Source organism: Mangrovibacillus cuniculi, assembly GCF_015482585.1.
Taxonomy (GTDB): Bacteria; Bacillota; Bacilli; order Bacillales; family R1DC41; genus Mangrovibacillus; species Mangrovibacillus cuniculi.
Window position 1 is genome coordinate 12,501 of record NZ_CP049742.1, and the last position, 15,881, is coordinate 28,381.

Genomic DNA, 15,881 nt, shown 5'->3' on the forward strand with positions numbered 1-15,881 from the left:
TTAGTCGGGACCTAAGCCGAGGCCGAATGGCGTAGGCGATGGACAACAGGTTGATATTCCTGTACCACCTCTCTTCCGTTTGAGCAATGGGGGACGCAGGAGGATAGGGTATGCGCACTGCTGGATATGTGCGCTCAAGCAGTAAGACTGGTAACGAGGCAAATCCCGTTACCGTAAGGTCAAGCTGTGATGACGAGGGAATTATAGTACCGAAGTACCTGATTTCACACTGCCAAGAAAAGCCTCTAGCGAGGAAGAAGGTGCCCGTACCGCAAACCGACACAGGTAGGCGAGGAGAGAATCCTAAGGTGTGCGAGAGAACTCTCGTTAAGGAACTCGGCAAAATGACCCCGTAACTTCGGGAGAAGGGGTGCTCTGATAGGGTGAAAGCCCGAGAGAGCCGCAGTGAATAGGCCCAGGCGACTGTTTAGCAAAAACACAGGTCTCTGCGAAGCCGCAAGGCGAAGTATAGGGGCTGACGCCTGCCCGGTGCTGGAAGGTTAAGGAGAGGGGTTAGCTCACGCGAAGCTCTGAACCGAAGCCCCAGTAAACGGCGGCCGTAACTATAACGGTCCTAAGGTAGCGAAATTCCTTGTCGGGTAAGTTCCGACCCGCACGAAAGGCGTAACGATCTGGGCACTGTCTCAACGAGAGACTCGGTGAAATTATAGTACCTGTGAAGATGCAGGTTACCCGCGACAGGACGGAAAGACCCCGTGGAGCTTTACTGCAACCTGATATTGAATTTTGGTACAGCTTGTACAGGATAGGTAGGAGCCTTGGAAGCCGGAGCGCCAGCTTCGGTGGAGGCATTGGTGGGATACTACCCTGGCTGTATTGAACTTCTAACCCGCGCCCCTTATCGGGGTGGGAGACAGTGTCAGGTGGGCAGTTTGACTGGGGCGGTCGCCTCCTAAAAGGTAACGGAGGCGCCCAAAGGTTCCCTCAGAATGGTTGGAAATCATTCGTAGAGTGTAAAGGCACAAGGGAGCTTGACTGCGAGACCTACAAGTCGAGCAGGGACGAAAGTCGGGCTTAGTGATCCGGTGGTTCCGCATGGAAGGGCCATCGCTCAACGGATAAAAGCTACCCCGGGGATAACAGGCTTATCTCCCCCAAGAGTCCACATCGACGGGGAGGTTTGGCACCTCGATGTCGGCTCATCGCATCCTGGGGCTGTAGTCGGTCCCAAGGGTTGGGCTGTTCGCCCATTAAAGCGGTACGCGAGCTGGGTTCAGAACGTCGTGAGACAGTTCGGTCCCTATCCGTCGTGGGCGTAGGAAATTTGAGAGGAGCTGTCCTTAGTACGAGAGGACCGGGATGGACGCACCGCTGGTGTACCAGTTGTCTTGCCAAAGGCATCGCTGGGTAGCTATGTGCGGAAGGGATAAGTGCTGAAAGCATCTAAGCATGAAGCCCCCCTCAAGATGAGATTTCCCATTCGTAAGAAGTAAGATCCCTGAAAGATGATCAGGTAGATAGGTTCGAGGTGGAAGCATGGCGACATGTGGAGCTGACGAATACTAATCGATCGAGGACTTAACCAAGTCAAACTTGGTGATTCTCGGCAATACGCTTTGGTGGCGCGCAGTATTTAGTTTTGAAAGAACAACGTTCTTTTACATGTACATAGTCTGGTGGCGATAGCGAGAAGGTCACACCCGTTCCCATCCCGAACACGGCAGTTAAGCTTCTCAGCGCCAATGGTAGTTGGGGGTTCTCCCCCTGTGAGAGTAGGACGTCGCCAGGCAACAAGCACTCTTCATTTACTTACGTAGATGGAGAGTGTTTTTTTGTTCTGGAAAAATAGAATCTTAGATTTAAATGATAGTTATTATATACTTTAGTAATTATATATTTCTTTTCATAGATACATATTTTTAGCAATGCGTAGAGAGACTAATAGTAGAAAAGATAAATGAATGATGAGGTATATTACAGGAAGCTCTTGCGGTATAGCAGAAACTGAAAAAACATGATTAGGTATACCAGAGGAAGTTCCCGCGGTATAGCAGAAGCCGAAAAAGCTTGGTTAGGTATACCAGAGAAGCTTCCCGCGGTATAGCAGAAACTGAAAAAACATGATTAGGTATATCAGAGGAGCTTCCCGCGGTATAGCAGGAGCGGAAAAAGCATGGTTAGGTATATCAGAGGAGCTTCCCGTGGTATAGCAGAAGCCGTAAAAACATGATTAGGTATATCTCAGGAAGCTCCCGCGGTATAGTAGGAGCGGAAAAAGCATTGTTAGGTATATCAGAGGAGCTTCCAGCGGTATAGCAGAAACTGAAAAAACATGATGAGGTATACCAGAGGAAGTTCCCGCGGTATAGCAGGAGCGGAAAAAGCATGTTTAGGTATACCAGAGGAGCTTCCCGCGGTATAGCAGAAGCGGATAAAGCATATTTAGGTATATCAGAGGAGCTTCCCGCGGTATAGCAGAAGCGGAAAAAACATGATTAGGTATATCACAGGAAGCTCCAGCGGTATAGTAGAAGCCGAAAAAGCTCGATTAGGTATACCAGAGGAGCTTCCCGGGGTATAGAAGAAGTCAAGAATCGTCGTTAGCTATATCAGAGGAAAAATTATATGCCGTTTAATTGAAAATTAAATAAATGATCAAGAATTAGTAATAGTTTCTCACGGACCATGAGAGAAGCAAACTCAGAGCACAGGTGCCCCACAAGAGTGTCTCGCAGACCACGAGAAGAGGAAAACCAATGCGCAGGTGTCCCACAAGAGTGTCTCGCAGACCACGAGAAGAGGAAAACCAATGCACAGGTGCCCCACAAGAGTGTCTCGCAGACCACGAGAAGAGGAAAACCAATGCACAGGTGTCCCACAAGAGCGTCTCGCAGACCACGAGAAGGGGAAAACCAATGCGCAGGTGTCCCACAAGAGCGTCTCGCAGACCACGAGAAGAGGAAAACTAATGCACAGGTGTCCCACAAGAACGTCTCGCAGACCACGAGAAGAGGGAAACCAATGCACAGGTGTCCCGCAAGAACGTCTCGCAGACCACCAAAAGAAGAAAACCAACGCACAGGTGCTCCGCAAACAAATCCCCTAGCAGTTCTATCACTAAATCACCAGCCAAATCCCCAAGTAATCCACACACTGACTCTCCCAACCAAGGATTTTCCTATCACGTCCTGTGCATAACTCCCCTTATCCACACCTTACCCCTAACAAAAGGGACAAAAATTCTCCTTCTCCCAAAAAGTTATCCAAAACACTTGGATAACTCTGTGTACAACCGGACTTATCCACCACCGATAATAGAGAAAAAATGTCATTATCCACAATTCCCTTCCACATTACTAGAATGTTTAGTAAAATGTAGGCTCAAGGCCAGGTTTATAAAGGAGTGTATGTATGCTGGAAAATGGTTTGTGGATGGTTTTGATCATCCTTGCTATCAATATTGTTTATGTGTCATTTTTTACCATTAGAATGATTCTTACGTTAAAAGGGTATCGATATATGGCTGCGTTTGTCAGCGTGTTTGAAGTTATTATTTATGTCATTGGACTTGGGTTGGTGTTAGACAATTTAAATCAAATACAAAATGTCATTGCATATGCAGTAGGATATGGTATTGGTGTTGTTGTCGGGATGAAAATTGAAGAAAAGATGGCACTTGGGTATATTACTGTTAATGTGATTACGAAAGAGTATGACAAGCAGTTACCAGAGGTGCTACGTCAAAAAGGATATGGCGTGACAAATTGGGCGGCAGAAGGTTTGGAAGGTGATCGTATGGCAATGCAGATCCTCACTCCTCGTAAATACGAGCTAAAGTTGTACGATACCATTAAAGAGTTGGATCCAAAAGCGTTTATCATCGCTTATGAACCGAAAACGATACATGGCGGCTTCTGGGTAAAAGCTGTTCGGAAAGGGAGGCTGCAGTCTTGAAGAAGAAATTCGAAGTCTTGGAATCCGAGACGATTGGCGATTGTTTAGACCGTATGGCGAAAGAAGGATTTATGCCTGTTCGACGTATGGAAGAGCCAGTGTTTGAAGAAATTCGTGAAGGAAGTAAAGTTGATTATCGTCCAATCAGACAGAAAATTGTCTTTGAAGGAGTAAAAAAGAACTAAATCACGAACATTAGTTAAAAATAAGTATAAATTGTTCGAAAATAGCTTGACGTTCCCCATCACTATTGGTAAGATAAAAGAGAATTAAATGACCTCATATAATCTTGGGAATATGGCCCATAAGTTTCTACCTGGCTACCGTAAATGGCTGGACTATGAGGAAGTGAACGTTTCTGGCGAATGATAGTATGAGAACGATAGTGTAGGTTCACTATACGTTTCTTTTGTCACCGGATTCTCGCTTTCTCCTAGAGAGAGTGAGGCTCCGGTTTTTTCTTTTGGGAAAATCGAGCTTCCCTCTCTCTCCTACAATAAAGTGGATTGGGGGAAATGACATGAAAGTCGGCGTTATCATGGGTAGCCAATCAGATTGGTCTACGATGAAGAATACATGTGATTTATTAGATCAGTTAGGAATACCATACGAAACTAGAGTGGTATCTGCTCACAGAACACCAGATGAGATGTTTTCGTATGCAGAGACTGCTAGAGTAAGAGATATAGGTGTCATCATTGCAGGAGCTGGTGGAGCTGCTCACCTTCCAGGTATGGTTGCCGCAAAGACAACACTACCGGTAATCGGAGTTCCCATCGCTTCTAAATATTTAAAGGGAATGGATTCTTTGCTATCTATCGTTCAAATGCCAGCGGGAGTTCCAGTGGCAACGGTAGCTATTGGAGAAGCTGGTGCCAAAAATGCTGCGCTTTTAGCAACACAAATCCTAGCAATCCATAACACTACCTATCAAGCCGCACTACAATCATTCCGAGCTGCTCAACACGAACAGGCATTAGAAAGTAGTGATGCACTTGTTTAGAGATTGGGTGAAGCCAGGACAAACAATTGGAATTATAGGTGGCGGGCAGTTAGGTAGAATGATGACTTTTTCCGCTAAACAGATGGGCTACATCGTCTTTATTTGGGATCCGACAGAGAATTGTTCGGCTGGCCAGGTGGCAGATTTACATATACAAGAACCGTTTGAAGAAGGTAAAACGCTAGATTGGTTTGCGGAGAAGTGTGACGTAATCACGTATGAGTTTGAACACTTGCCTTTATCTTTTATGAGAAAACTTGCTGCTAAAGGTAATGTGCCACAAGGGATTGCTTTACTAGAGTGGACGCAACACCGTTTAGTAGAAAAGAGAATGATAGAAGATGCTGGCCTGCACGTCGCTCCATATATGCCGTTAGAAAACGAAGAAGACCTTGAAGAAGCCATGCAGCTCTTCGGATTACCACTTGTAGTGAAAACCGTTAAGGGTGGGTATGATGGGAAAGGGCAAGTCGTAGTGGAGAGCGAGAGCGACATGAAGGAAGCATTATCCTTAATACAAACAGCAGCATGTATCGGAGAAGCGTGGATGCCGTTTACAAAGGAACTATCCATCATGGTTCACCGTAACAAACGTGGGGAAACAGTCATGTTGCCAGTTGTGGAGAATCACCATCGTCATCAACAACTTTGGCTGACAGAAGCACCTGCTCTCGTATCAAAGCACGTGTTACAAGATATTGAAGAGCAAGCACAGCGATTGGTGCAGCACCTGCAATTGGTTGGAACACTAGCGATTGAATTGTTCTTAATGGAAGATGGCTCCATCTACGTTAATGAACTGGCTCCACGACCTCACAATAGTGGGCACTATTCGATTGAAGCGTGTGATTGGTCTCAGTTTGATCTACACATTCAAGCTATATGCAATCGATCCCTCCCACAACCAGTTTTACATCAAGAAGCCTTCATGGTAAATATAGTAGGACAGGACTTAGCTCGTTTGGAAGAGAGAATGCCTTCTTTCGTAGATTGGCACGTGCATTTGTATGGAAAAGGTACACCTGCACCGTTTCGAAAAATGGGTCATGTCACGATTCTTTCGCAAGAACGCCAGAAAACGTTAAGCGAAATTAGAAACTCTGGTATATGGCCAGGTAATAGGGAGGAACTACATACATGATAGAACGTTACTCACGTCCAGAGATGGCAAACATATGGACGGAAGATAATCGCTTTGCGGCTTGGTTAGAAGTCGAAATCGTTGCTTGTGAAGCGTGGGCAGAACTAGGTGAAATTCCAAAAGAAGATGTGGTAGCTCTTCGTCAAAACGCAAAAGTAAATGTAGACCGTATTAAAGAAATTGAAGAAGAGACTCGTCACGACGTGGTTGCATTCACTCGCGCAGTTTCGGAGACGCTTGGACCAGAAAGAAAGTGGGTTCATTACGGATTAACGTCTACAGATGTAGTAGACACGGCATTATCTTATCTGTTAAAACAAGCGAATGATCTAATTCGTGATGCTATCCAAAACATGATCGACGTGTTAGCGGATAAGGCGAAAGAACATAAACATACCGTTATGATGGGACGTACACATGGCGTTCATGCAGAGCCAACGACATTTGGCTTAAAGCTTGCTCTTTGGTACGAAGAAATGAAACGTAATTTAGATCGTTTCAATGACGCAGCAAAAGGTATCGAGTTCGGTAAGTTATCTGGAGCTGTAGGAACGTATGCCAATATTGATCCGTTCGTTGAAAAGTTTGTGTGTGAGCAACTAGGCTTAACACCAGCTCCACTATCTACGCAAACACTTCAACGTGATCGTCACGCTCATTACATGGCGACGCTAGCATTAGTGGCAACTTCTATTGAAAAGTTTGCAGTGGAAGTTCGTGGCTTACAAAAATCTGAAACACGTGAAGTGGAAGAGTACTTTGCAAAAGGGCAAAAAGGGTCTTCTGCTATGCCACATAAACGTAACCCAATTGGTTCTGAAAACGTGACAGGACTAGCACGTGTCCTTCGCGGGTACATGCAAACGGCTTACGAAAATGTTGCTTTATGGCATGAGAGAGATATTTCTCACTCTTCGGCAGAACGTATCATTTTACCAGATGCTACGATTGCTCTACATTATCAACTAACTCGCTTTGCTTCCATTATCAAGAACTTAACGGTGTTCCCAGAGAACATGAAACGTAATATGGAGCGTACGCACGGGTTAATCTATTCCCAACGAGTTCTTCTTTCTCTCATCGACCATGGGATGAGTAGAGAAGAAGCATATGACATCGTGCAGCCAAAAGCGATGGAATCTTGGGAGAAAGGTGTTCCTTTTAAAGAATTACTTCAAGAGGAACCAGCAGTAACAAATACACTCTCTAGCGATGAACTAGATCAATGCTTTGATTACACATACCACTTAGCGCAGGTGGACATGATTTTTGAGCGACTAGGACTGAACTAAGACAAGTGAAGAGGTAGGTAAATGTCACCTGCCTCTTTTTGTATGCTTAAATTGTCAGAAAAGTTAATAATCGGAGGGGTTAAGATGGTGGAAAAAGGATCACTTCTCTACGAAGGGAAGGCAAAAAAACTTTACAAAACGAACGATTCTTCCGTTCTTTGGGTGGAGTATAAAGATGAAGCAACAGCTTTCAATGGAGAAAAGAAAGAGAAAGTTTCGGGCAAAGGGTCTTTAACGAACATAATTTCAAGTGAACTTTTTGCTTATCTTCGTAGGCAAGGGGTGCAGTCACATTTTATTGAACAAGTCAGTCCTACAGAGCAGTTGATTAAACCATTAAGTATGATTCCTTTAGAAGTAGTTGTCCGTTTTGTTGCTGCTGGTAGCTTATCTAAGCGACTAGGGATACCAGAAGGAGAAATATTCCCTCAGCCGATTATTGAGTTTTATTACAAAAATGATGAGTTAGGAGATCCACTCCTAACGGAAGACCATTTAGAGTACCTAGAACTTCTTTCGCCAAAAGAATATGCAAAGGTGAAAGTCGAAGCAATTATCATTTTTAAATATTTGCAAAAGTTATGTGATCAATCAGGACTTCAGTTAATAGATGGAAAGTTGGAGTTTGGGCGTACAGAAGATGGCAGCATCATGCTTGGAGATGAAATCTCTCCAGATACGTGTCGCTTTTGGAGAAAAGGTACAAAGGAACGATTGGATAAAGATGTGTTCCGTTTAGGTACTGGAGATATGGTAAGCGTTTATGAAGAATTCTATCAAACAATTAAGGGAGTGTCCGCTCATGTTTAATGTTCAAATTCACGTTCGTCTTCGTCCAAGTATTTTAGATCCTCAAGGGAAAGCAGTTCTTCAAGCGATTCAATCTTCTGGTGAAGAGATGGTGCAAGAAGTAAGGATGGGAAAATTAATTGAAGTACAAATGAAAGGAAACTCCGTGCAAGAAGTGGAGGAAAAAGCGAAGCAACTAGCAGATCAACTACTTGCTAACCCAGTAATGGAAGATTACGAGATTTTCGTAAAGGAGATGGCTTTGTAATGAAATTTGCTGTCATCGTGTTTCCTGGATCCAATTGTGATGTGGATATGTACCATGCTGTTGTAGATGCACTTGGAGAAGAAGCGGAGTATGTCTCTTCGACTGCTACTAGTTTAGTAGGATTCGATGGCGTTTTACTGCCAGGCGGCTTTTCTTACGGCGATTATTTACGCTGCGGAGCCATTGCTCGATTTGCTCCTGTGATGAGCGAGGTACAACGCTTTGCAGATGAAGGAAAACCAGTATTAGGCGTTTGTAATGGATTTCAAATTCTAACAGAGGCTGGACTTTTACCAGGAGGATTACTTCAAAATGAAGGGCAAACATTCCTGTGTGAAACTGTGACGTTACGAGTAGAAAACAATCATTCTCTATTTTTAACAAACTATGAAGTAGGTGAAAAAATAGAGATTCCAATTGCGCATGGAGAAGGGAATTACGTGTGCAGTGAGGAGACGTTACAAGAACTACATGACAATCGTCAAATTGCTTTTAAATACGAGAACAATCCAAACGGTAGTATGGCAAACATTGCTGGAATTACAAATAAACAAGGAAACGTCCTTGGCATGATGCCACATCCAGAGCGAGCGGTAGAAGCACTTTTAGGCAGTACAGATGGGAAACGTCTATTTGAATCCATGATCAAAAATTGGAGGAATGAATATGCTTACCATGCTTGAACCAAGTCCACAACAGATCCAAGAAGAAAAACTGTATCAAACGATGGGATTAAAAGATAGCGAGTTTGATTTAGTGACAAAAACCCTAGGACGTTTACCAAATTACACAGAGTTAGGTTTGTTCTCTGTTATGTGGTCCGAACATTGTAGTTATAAGCACTCCAAAAAAGCATTACGTGCTTTTCCGACAACAGGTGAACGTGTGCTGCAAGGTCCTGGTGAAGGTGCAGGGGTAGTGGATATCGGTGATCATCAAGCGGTAGTGTTTAAGATGGAAAGCCATAATCACCCTTCTGCCATTGAGCCGTACCAAGGAGCTGCAACTGGTGTAGGCGGTATTATTCGCGACGTATTCTCCATGGGCGCACGTCCTATTGCTCTATTAAACTCGCTTCGCTTCGGAGAATTACAAGATCCTGCTGTTCGTCAGACGATGAAAGGTGTCGTAGCGGGAATCGCTGGTTATGGGAACTGTATTGGAATTCCGACAGTTGGAGGAGAAGTGCAGTTCGATGCTACATATAAAGGAAATCCACTTGTAAACGCGATGTGTGTTGGGATTATCGAACATGACAAAGTACAAAAAGGTGTCGCAAAAGGAATTGGTAACACGGTGATGTACGTTGGTGCAAAGACTGGTCGCGACGGCATCCACGGAGCAACGTTTGCTTCCGATGAACTAAACGAAAGTTCAGAAGCAAAGCGCCCAAGTGTACAAGTCGGTGATCCGTTCATGGAGAAGCTGGTAATGGAAGCATGTTTAGAGGCTATTACATTACCTGGCCTAGTTGGTATTCAAGATATGGGAGCTGCTGGACTAACTAGTTCTTCGGCAGAAATGGCGAGTAAGGCGGGAACAGGAATCGAAATGAATCTTGATTTCGTTCCGCAACGCGAAGAAGGCATGACAGCTTATGAAATGATGCTTTCTGAATCACAGGAGCGAATGCTTTTAGTAGTAGAAAAAGGGATGGAACAACCGTTTTATGACTTATTCGAGCGCTACTCTCTTGATGCAGTGGCAGTCGGTACCGTTATCGAAGAAAAAGTTCTTCGTTTACTACACCACGGAGAAGTAGTCGCGGAAGCACCAGTAGACGCATTAGCCGAAGAAGCTCCTGTTTATTCACCAAAAACAGCCGTACCTACGTACTTTGAGCAAGCGAAAGAAGTAACAATCGAAGTGGAACAACCAGAGGAGATGCTAGAAACGCTTCTACAACAGCCAACGATTGCAAGCAAAGAGTGGGTATATCGACAGTATGATACGCAAGTTCGCACGAATACAGTCGTGACACCTGGTTCCGATGCAGCAGTAGTAAGAATTCGTGGTACGAAAAAAGCCCTTGCGATGACGACGGATTGTAACAGTCGATACGTTTATTTAGATCCTTTTGTGGGAGGACAATTAACGATTGCAGAAGCAGCGCGTAATCTGGTCTGTTCGGGAGCGCAACCACTAGCGGTAACAGACTGCTTAAACTTTGGAAGTCCGGAGAAACCTGAAATTTTCTGGCAGTTCCAACAAGCAATCAACGGAATGGCAGACAGCTGTAACGCTTTGTCTACACCAGTAATTAGTGGAAATGTTTCTCTTTACAACGAGACAAATGGGCAAGCAATTTACCCAACGCCGATCGTCGGTATGGTTGGATTAATCGAAGACATTGCAAACGTCACTACCCAACAAGTCAAAGAAGCGGGAGACGCGGTGTACTTAGTTGGAGAGATTGGTCACGATTACGGTGGTAGCGAAGTGCAAAAAGTGTTACATGGGGAAACTTCTGGAAAAGCACCAGACTTCTCGATCGAAAAAGAAAAGAACGTACAAGAAGCAGTATTGAGTGCTATCCAAGCGGGGTTCATTACAGCAGCTCATGACATTGCAGAAGGTGGATTAGCGGTTGCGTTAAGCGAAATGTGCTTTGGAACAGAAGGACTTGGCATGGACGTGGAAATGACACTTTCAAAAGAACAATTATTCAGTGAAACACCGTCTTGTATTATCGTGACAGTTAAACCGGAGCAGGAAGCAGCTTTCCTACAAGACAATGCACACCTTGTGACGAAGCTTGGAATGGTAACGGCTGATGGGACTTTGACTATTACTAATAAAGACGGGGAAACAGTAATCCAAACACCAGTTCAGAAACTGGAAGAAGCATGGAGAGGGGCTATCGCATGTTACCTGAAATAAAAGGTCTGAATGAAGAGTGCGGCGTATTCGGTGTTTGGGGGCATCCCCAGTCCGCGTCCATTACGTACTATGGACTTCATAGCTTACAACATCGTGGTCAAGAGGGAGCTGGTATCGTCACGACGGATGGCGATGTGCTTCGCGGATTAAAAGGCGAAGGACTAGTAACAGAGGTGTTTAAACAACACGATATGTCCGAACTAAAAGGCCATGCTTCCATCGGTCACGTGCGATACGCAACAGCTGGAGGAGGCGGATATGAAAATGTCCAACCTCTTCTGTTTCACTCACAAACAGGTAGCTTAGCCATTGCACACAATGGAAATTTAGTAAATGCCAATGCCTTAAAGCATCAGCTAGAAGGACAAGGCAGTATCTTTCAGTCCACATCAGACACAGAGGTGGTCGCTCACCTAATTAAGAGAAGTGGGTATTCTACTTTTTCAGACCGCGTAAAGAATGCCTTAACGATGTTAAAAGGAGCGTACGCACTTCTTTTATTAACGGAAACAGAGATGATGGTTGCACTAGATCCAAACGGATTGCGACCACTATCCCTTGGGACAATTGGAGATGCGTATGTTGTAACGTCTGAAACGTGCGCGTTTGATGTAGTCGGAGCGGAGTATCTACGCGACGTGCAACCTGGCGAACTCGTCATTATTAATGAAGAAGGCATTCGTTCGGAGCGCTTTTCCTACGGCGCAAAGCGAGCAATGTGCTCAATGGAATATATCTATTTCTCAAGACCAGATAGCGATATTCAAGGAGTCAATATCCATACAGCCCGCAAAAATTTAGGTAAGCAATTAGCGAGAGTAGTAGACATTGAAGCAGATGTGGTAACGGGGGTGCCAGACTCCAGTATATCTGCTGCAATTGGATTTGCAGAGGAAGCGGGTATTCCTTATGAGTTAGGGCTAATTAAAAATCGTTATGTTGGTAGAACGTTTATTCAACCTACGAAGTCTCTGCGTGAACAAGGGGTGAAAATGAAACTGTCTCCTGTTCGCGGTGTAGTAGAAGGGAAACGCGTCATCATGGTGGATGATTCCATCGTTCGTGGAACGACGAGTAAGCGGATTGTGACGATGTTAAAGGAAGCAGGAGCAACGGAAGTACATGTGTGTATTAGTTCTCCGCCTATCAAAGACCCATGTTTTTACGGCATTGATACATCGACGCATGAAGAGTTAATTGCTTCTAAGCATTCTGTAGAAGAAATCCGCGAAATGATTGGAGCAGATTCTCTTACCTTTTTAAGCGTAGAAGATATGGTGACAGCAATTGGTAGAACAGATCAAGGAGAGCACCGTGGACAATGTGTCGCTTGTTTCACTGGTCAATATCCTACAGAACTTTATCCAGATACGGTTTTACCGCACGAAAAAGAACTTACGAGATAGGGAGTGTCTTATATGTCAAAACGTTATGCGGATGCAGGTGTTAGTTTAGAAGCGGGATATGAGACCGTCTCTCGAATTCAAAAGCATGTCCAAAAGACGAATCGTCCAGGTGTGATGGGGATGATTGGCGGATTTGGTGGAGCGTTTGATTTGTCTTCTTTACAAGTAAAAGAGCCGATGTTGGTTTCTGGAACAGACGGTGTAGGAACGAAATTGATGCTAGCTTTTCAAACTGGTCGACATGACACTATTGGCATCGATTGTGTAGCAATGTGTGTGAATGACATTGTTGCACAAGGAGCTGAGCCACTGTACTTTTTAGATTATCTGGCGTGTGGAAAAGCTGATCCTGTTTTGCTAGAACAAGTCGTGAAAGGAGTAGCGGATGGTTGTGTGCAAGCAGGAAGTGCACTTATCGGTGGGGAGACGGCAGAAATGCCAGGCATGTATCCAGAGGGAGAGTACGACCTTGCTGGATTTGCAGTTGGTGTGTGTGAAAAGAGTGAGTATATAACGGGTGAAACTATTGCAGAAGGTGATGTACTAATTGGATTGCCTTCTTCAGGCTTACACAGCAACGGTTTTTCGTTAGTTCGTCAAATTGTCAAAGGAATGGATCTAGAAATGGAAGTCCCGGCGCTTGGAATGACTCTTGGGGAAGCATTGTTAACGCCAACGGAAATTTACGTCAAAACCGTTTTACCTCTAGTGAGAAAAGGATACGTCAAAGGAATGGCGCATATCACTGGAGGAGGATTTATCGAGAATATTCCACGTATGATGCCTGCAGGAGTAGGGGCAAAAGTAGATGTGGATAGCTGGCGTGTTCCTCCAATTTTTACTTGGTTAGAAGAAGTAGGTTCTCTTGAAAGAGAAGAAATGTATTCGGTTTTTAACATGGGAATCGGTATGGTACTTGCCGTGGATCCGAAAAGCGTATTGTCTATCTTAGCTCAAGTGCCAGAAGCAGTTGTGATGGGAGAAGTGACGGCTACAGAAGGAGTAACACTGGAGAATTCTTTAGTTCTTTAGTAAGATAAAGAAAGAGGTCATACAATGAAACGGTTAGCGATTTTTGCATCAGGAAATGGATCCAATGCACAAGCAATGATTGAAGCGAGTCGTCAAGAAAAGTGGGAAGAGCAAGTGGTCTTAGTGGTTTGTGACCAACCAAGTGCTTATGTCATAGAAAGAGCCCGCTCTCTGCACGTGCCTGTCTTGGCGATCAGTCCCATTTTGTTCTCTACCAAGCAGGAGTATGAAACGTGTATCCTTCAAACACTCCACTCCTTACAAGTGGATGCACTGATTTTAGCGGGATATATGAGGTTAATTGGTCCAACCATCTTGCATTCTTATGAGGGGAAAATAGTGAATGTCCATCCATCGTTACTGCCTTACTACCCTGGTTTACAGGCGATTGAACGAGCGTTTGAAGCTGGTGAAGAGGAACTTGGCATCAGTATTCATTTAGTGGATGAAGGGATGGACACAGGACCGATATTGCAACAGGTTTCCGTTCCGAGGACAGAGGGAATGACATTAGTAGAGATGCAAAAAGCTATTCAAGCTGTCGAACATGAATGGTATCCGAAAACCGTACGATCATGGCTAGATGACCAGAAGAACAGAGGAGGAACAAAGCATGAAAAAGCGAGCGTTAATTAGTGTATCAGACAAAGCAGGAGTGGTGGAGTTAGCTCAAGCATTAGTGGAACAAGGTATAGAAATCGTTTCAACTGGTGGAACGAAAACAATGCTTCAGCAATTTGACGTTCCAGTGATCGGTGTAGAAGAGGTGACTGGTGCGAAAGAAATGCTAGAAGGAAGAGTGAAGACACTTCATCCGAACATTCACGGTGGACTACTAGCAAAAAGAGACCGTGCAGACCACATGGAAACACTAAAAGAACGTGGCATTTCACCATTCGACTTTGTCATCGTTAACCTTTATCCGTTCCAACAAACCATAGCAAACCCAACGGTTACAGAGGCAGATGCAATCGAGAATATTGATATCGGTGGACCGACAATGCTTCGTGCAGCAGCAAAGAACTTTGCTTCGATCACAGTAGTAGTGGACCCACGTGATTACGATAAAGTCGTGGAAGAAGTAAAAGGTGCTGTAGAAGTTTCATTAGAGACGCGTAAAGCTCTAGCAGCAAAAGTATTTAGACATACAGCAGCATACGATGCGTATATTGCAAATTACTTTACAGAGCTAGTGGGAGAAGAGAACCCAGAACGTTTCACCGTTACATATGAACGAAAACAATCGTTACGTTACGGAGAAAATCCTCACCAAGCAGCGACATTCTATGCGAATCCACTTGGATCTGCATTCTCGATCGCACATGCAAGGCAACATCATGGGAAAGAGCTATCGTTTAACAATATTCGCGATGCAGACGCAGCTCTTCAAATTGTAAAAGAATTTGAGAAACCAGCTGCTGTTGCAGTGAAACATATGAACCCTTGTGGTGTCGGTGTGGGAGAAACACTGGTAGAAGCTTACGAACGTGCATACGCTGCGGATCCTGTTTCCATCTTTGGCGGAATCGTTGCGCTTAACCGCATAGTAGATAAGGATGTGGCAATGCAATTACACGAGATCTTCTTGGAGATTGTTATTGCACCAGCCTTTACAGATGAAGCATTAGAAATCTTGACGCAAAAGAAAAATATCCGTCTACTGACCATTCCGTTTGAAGGAGAGAAAAAGTCTGAGTACTGGTTAACATCTGTAGAAGGTGGATTACTAGTACAAGAGCAAGATGAAAAGAGACTGGACCTTCAAAACGTAACAGTGCCGACAAAACGTCAGCCTACGGAAGAGGAGTGGAATGCTGTAGAACTTGCATGGAATGTAGTGAAGCACGTGAAATCCAATGCAATTGTACTAGCAACACATGAGAAGACAGTGGGAATTGGTGCGGGACAGATGAACCGTGTAGGTGCAGCGAAAATCGCTATCGAACAAGCTGGTGAATTAGCAGAAGGTGCAGCGATGGCATCGGATGCGTTCTTCCCAATGAATGATACAGTGGAAGCGGCTGCGAAAGCAGGGATTAAAGTCATTATTCAGCCAGGTGGTTCCATCAAGGATCAAGATAGCATCGACATGGCAGATCAATACGGTATTGCCATGATCATGACTGGAGTACGACATTTTAAACATTAATCATGT

Annotated in this window: 13 protein-coding genes, 2 rRNA genes and 1 riboswitch (1 of these 16 only partly in view); all 15 genes read left to right on the forward strand. The window is 44.5% G+C overall.

Annotated features, from left to right (window positions below; translation table 11 throughout):
• Window positions 1-1,547: ribosomal RNA gene (locus G8O30_RS00060) — 23S ribosomal RNA — on the forward strand; it begins 1,384 nt to the left of the window's first position.
• Between the two features lie 86 nt (window positions 1,548-1,633).
• Window positions 1,634-1,750 (forward strand): 5S ribosomal RNA (rrf, locus tag G8O30_RS00065).
• 1,622 nt (window positions 1,751-3,372) lie between these two features.
• Complete coding sequence (locus G8O30_RS00070; protein WP_239672979.1) at window positions 3,373-3,915, forward strand: DUF2179 domain-containing protein; 543 nt, start codon at window positions 3,373-3,375, stop codon at window positions 3,913-3,915.
• A complete protein-coding gene (locus tag G8O30_RS00075; RefSeq protein WP_239672984.1) occupies window positions 3,912-4,100 on the forward strand; it encodes an NETI motif-containing protein in 189 nt (62 codons plus the stop codon). Before G8O30_RS00070 ends, G8O30_RS00075 begins: the two co-directional genes overlap by 4 nt.
• A 74-nt stretch (window positions 4,101-4,174) precedes the next feature.
• Window positions 4,175-4,276, forward strand: a riboswitch (purine riboswitch).
• A 159-nt stretch (window positions 4,277-4,435) separates the two neighbouring features.
• Window positions 4,436-4,918 (forward strand): 5-(carboxyamino)imidazole ribonucleotide mutase, encoded by a 483-nt coding sequence (gene purE / locus G8O30_RS00080; protein WP_239672980.1) that lies wholly within the window; start codon window positions 4,436-4,438, stop codon window positions 4,916-4,918.
• On the forward strand, window positions 4,911-6,059 hold the full coding sequence (gene purK / locus G8O30_RS00085) for a 5-(carboxyamino)imidazole ribonucleotide synthase (protein ID WP_239672985.1): 1,149 nt from the start codon (window positions 4,911-4,913) through the stop codon (window positions 6,057-6,059). Before purE ends, purK begins: the two co-directional genes overlap by 8 nt.
• Window positions 6,056-7,351 (forward strand): adenylosuccinate lyase, encoded by a 1,296-nt coding sequence (gene purB, locus G8O30_RS00090; RefSeq protein ID WP_239672986.1) that lies wholly within the window; start codon window positions 6,056-6,058, stop codon window positions 7,349-7,351. The genes purK and purB overlap by 4 nt, the downstream gene beginning before the upstream one ends.
• 84 nt (window positions 7,352-7,435) lie before the next feature.
• Window positions 7,436-8,161: a phosphoribosylaminoimidazolesuccinocarboxamide synthase gene (gene purC, locus G8O30_RS00095; RefSeq protein ID WP_275576504.1), complete on the forward strand. Its 726-nt coding sequence runs from the start codon at window positions 7,436-7,438 to the stop codon at window positions 8,159-8,161.
• Complete coding sequence (gene purS, locus G8O30_RS00100; RefSeq protein ID WP_239672987.1) at window positions 8,154-8,408, forward strand: phosphoribosylformylglycinamidine synthase subunit PurS; 255 nt, start codon at window positions 8,154-8,156, stop codon at window positions 8,406-8,408. Before purC ends, purS begins: the two co-directional genes overlap by 8 nt.
• Entirely contained in the window at window positions 8,408-9,091 is a 684-nt protein-coding gene (purQ, locus tag G8O30_RS00105) for a phosphoribosylformylglycinamidine synthase subunit PurQ (RefSeq protein WP_239672988.1), read from the forward strand. Before purS ends, purQ begins: the two co-directional genes overlap by 1 nt.
• Complete coding sequence (gene purL, locus G8O30_RS00110) at window positions 9,075-11,288, forward strand: phosphoribosylformylglycinamidine synthase subunit PurL (protein ID WP_239672989.1); 2,214 nt, start codon at window positions 9,075-9,077, stop codon at window positions 11,286-11,288. Before purQ ends, purL begins: the two co-directional genes overlap by 17 nt.
• On the forward strand, window positions 11,273-12,694 hold the full coding sequence (gene purF / locus G8O30_RS00115) for an amidophosphoribosyltransferase (protein WP_239672990.1): 1,422 nt from the start codon (window positions 11,273-11,275) through the stop codon (window positions 12,692-12,694). The genes purL and purF overlap by 16 nt, the downstream gene beginning before the upstream one ends.
• A gap of 12 nt (window positions 12,695-12,706) precedes the next feature.
• Window positions 12,707-13,726, forward strand: a complete 1,020-nt coding sequence (purM, locus tag G8O30_RS00120; protein WP_239672991.1) for a phosphoribosylformylglycinamidine cyclo-ligase — start codon at window positions 12,707-12,709, stop codon at window positions 13,724-13,726.
• A 24-nt stretch (window positions 13,727-13,750) separates the two neighbouring features.
• Window positions 13,751-14,362 (forward strand): phosphoribosylglycinamide formyltransferase, encoded by a 612-nt coding sequence (gene purN, locus G8O30_RS00125; RefSeq protein WP_239672992.1) that lies wholly within the window; start codon window positions 13,751-13,753, stop codon window positions 14,360-14,362.
• A complete protein-coding gene (gene purH, locus G8O30_RS00130; protein ID WP_239672993.1) occupies window positions 14,340-15,875 on the forward strand; it encodes a bifunctional phosphoribosylaminoimidazolecarboxamide formyltransferase/IMP cyclohydrolase in 1,536 nt (511 codons plus the stop codon). Before purN ends, purH begins: the two co-directional genes overlap by 23 nt.
• Window positions 15,876-15,881 lie beyond the last annotated feature (6 nt).

Coding starts and splice junctions, on each gene's coding strand:
- purB (WP_239672986.1), top strand. CDS start 6,056: ATGATAGAACGTTACTCACGTCCAGAGATGGCAAACATATGGACGGAA.
- purN (WP_239672992.1), top strand. CDS start 13,751: ATGAAACGGTTAGCGATTTTTGCATCAGGAAATGGATCCAATGCACAA.
- purC (WP_275576504.1), top strand. CDS start 7,436: ATGGTGGAAAAAGGATCACTTCTCTACGAAGGGAAGGCAAAAAAACTT.
- purE (WP_239672980.1), top strand. CDS start 4,436: ATGAAAGTCGGCGTTATCATGGGTAGCCAATCAGATTGGTCTACGATG.
- purS (WP_239672987.1), top strand. CDS start 8,154: ATGTTTAATGTTCAAATTCACGTTCGTCTTCGTCCAAGTATTTTAGAT.
- purM (WP_239672991.1), top strand. CDS start 12,707: ATGTCAAAACGTTATGCGGATGCAGGTGTTAGTTTAGAAGCGGGATAT.
- purH (WP_239672993.1), top strand. CDS start 14,340: ATGAAAAAGCGAGCGTTAATTAGTGTATCAGACAAAGCAGGAGTGGTG.
- purL (WP_239672989.1), top strand. CDS start 9,075: ATGCTTACCATGCTTGAACCAAGTCCACAACAGATCCAAGAAGAAAAA.
- purQ (WP_239672988.1), top strand. CDS start 8,408: ATGAAATTTGCTGTCATCGTGTTTCCTGGATCCAATTGTGATGTGGAT.
- G8O30_RS00070 (WP_239672979.1), top strand. CDS start 3,373: ATGCTGGAAAATGGTTTGTGGATGGTTTTGATCATCCTTGCTATCAAT.
- purF (WP_239672990.1), top strand. CDS start 11,273: ATGTTACCTGAAATAAAAGGTCTGAATGAAGAGTGCGGCGTATTCGGT.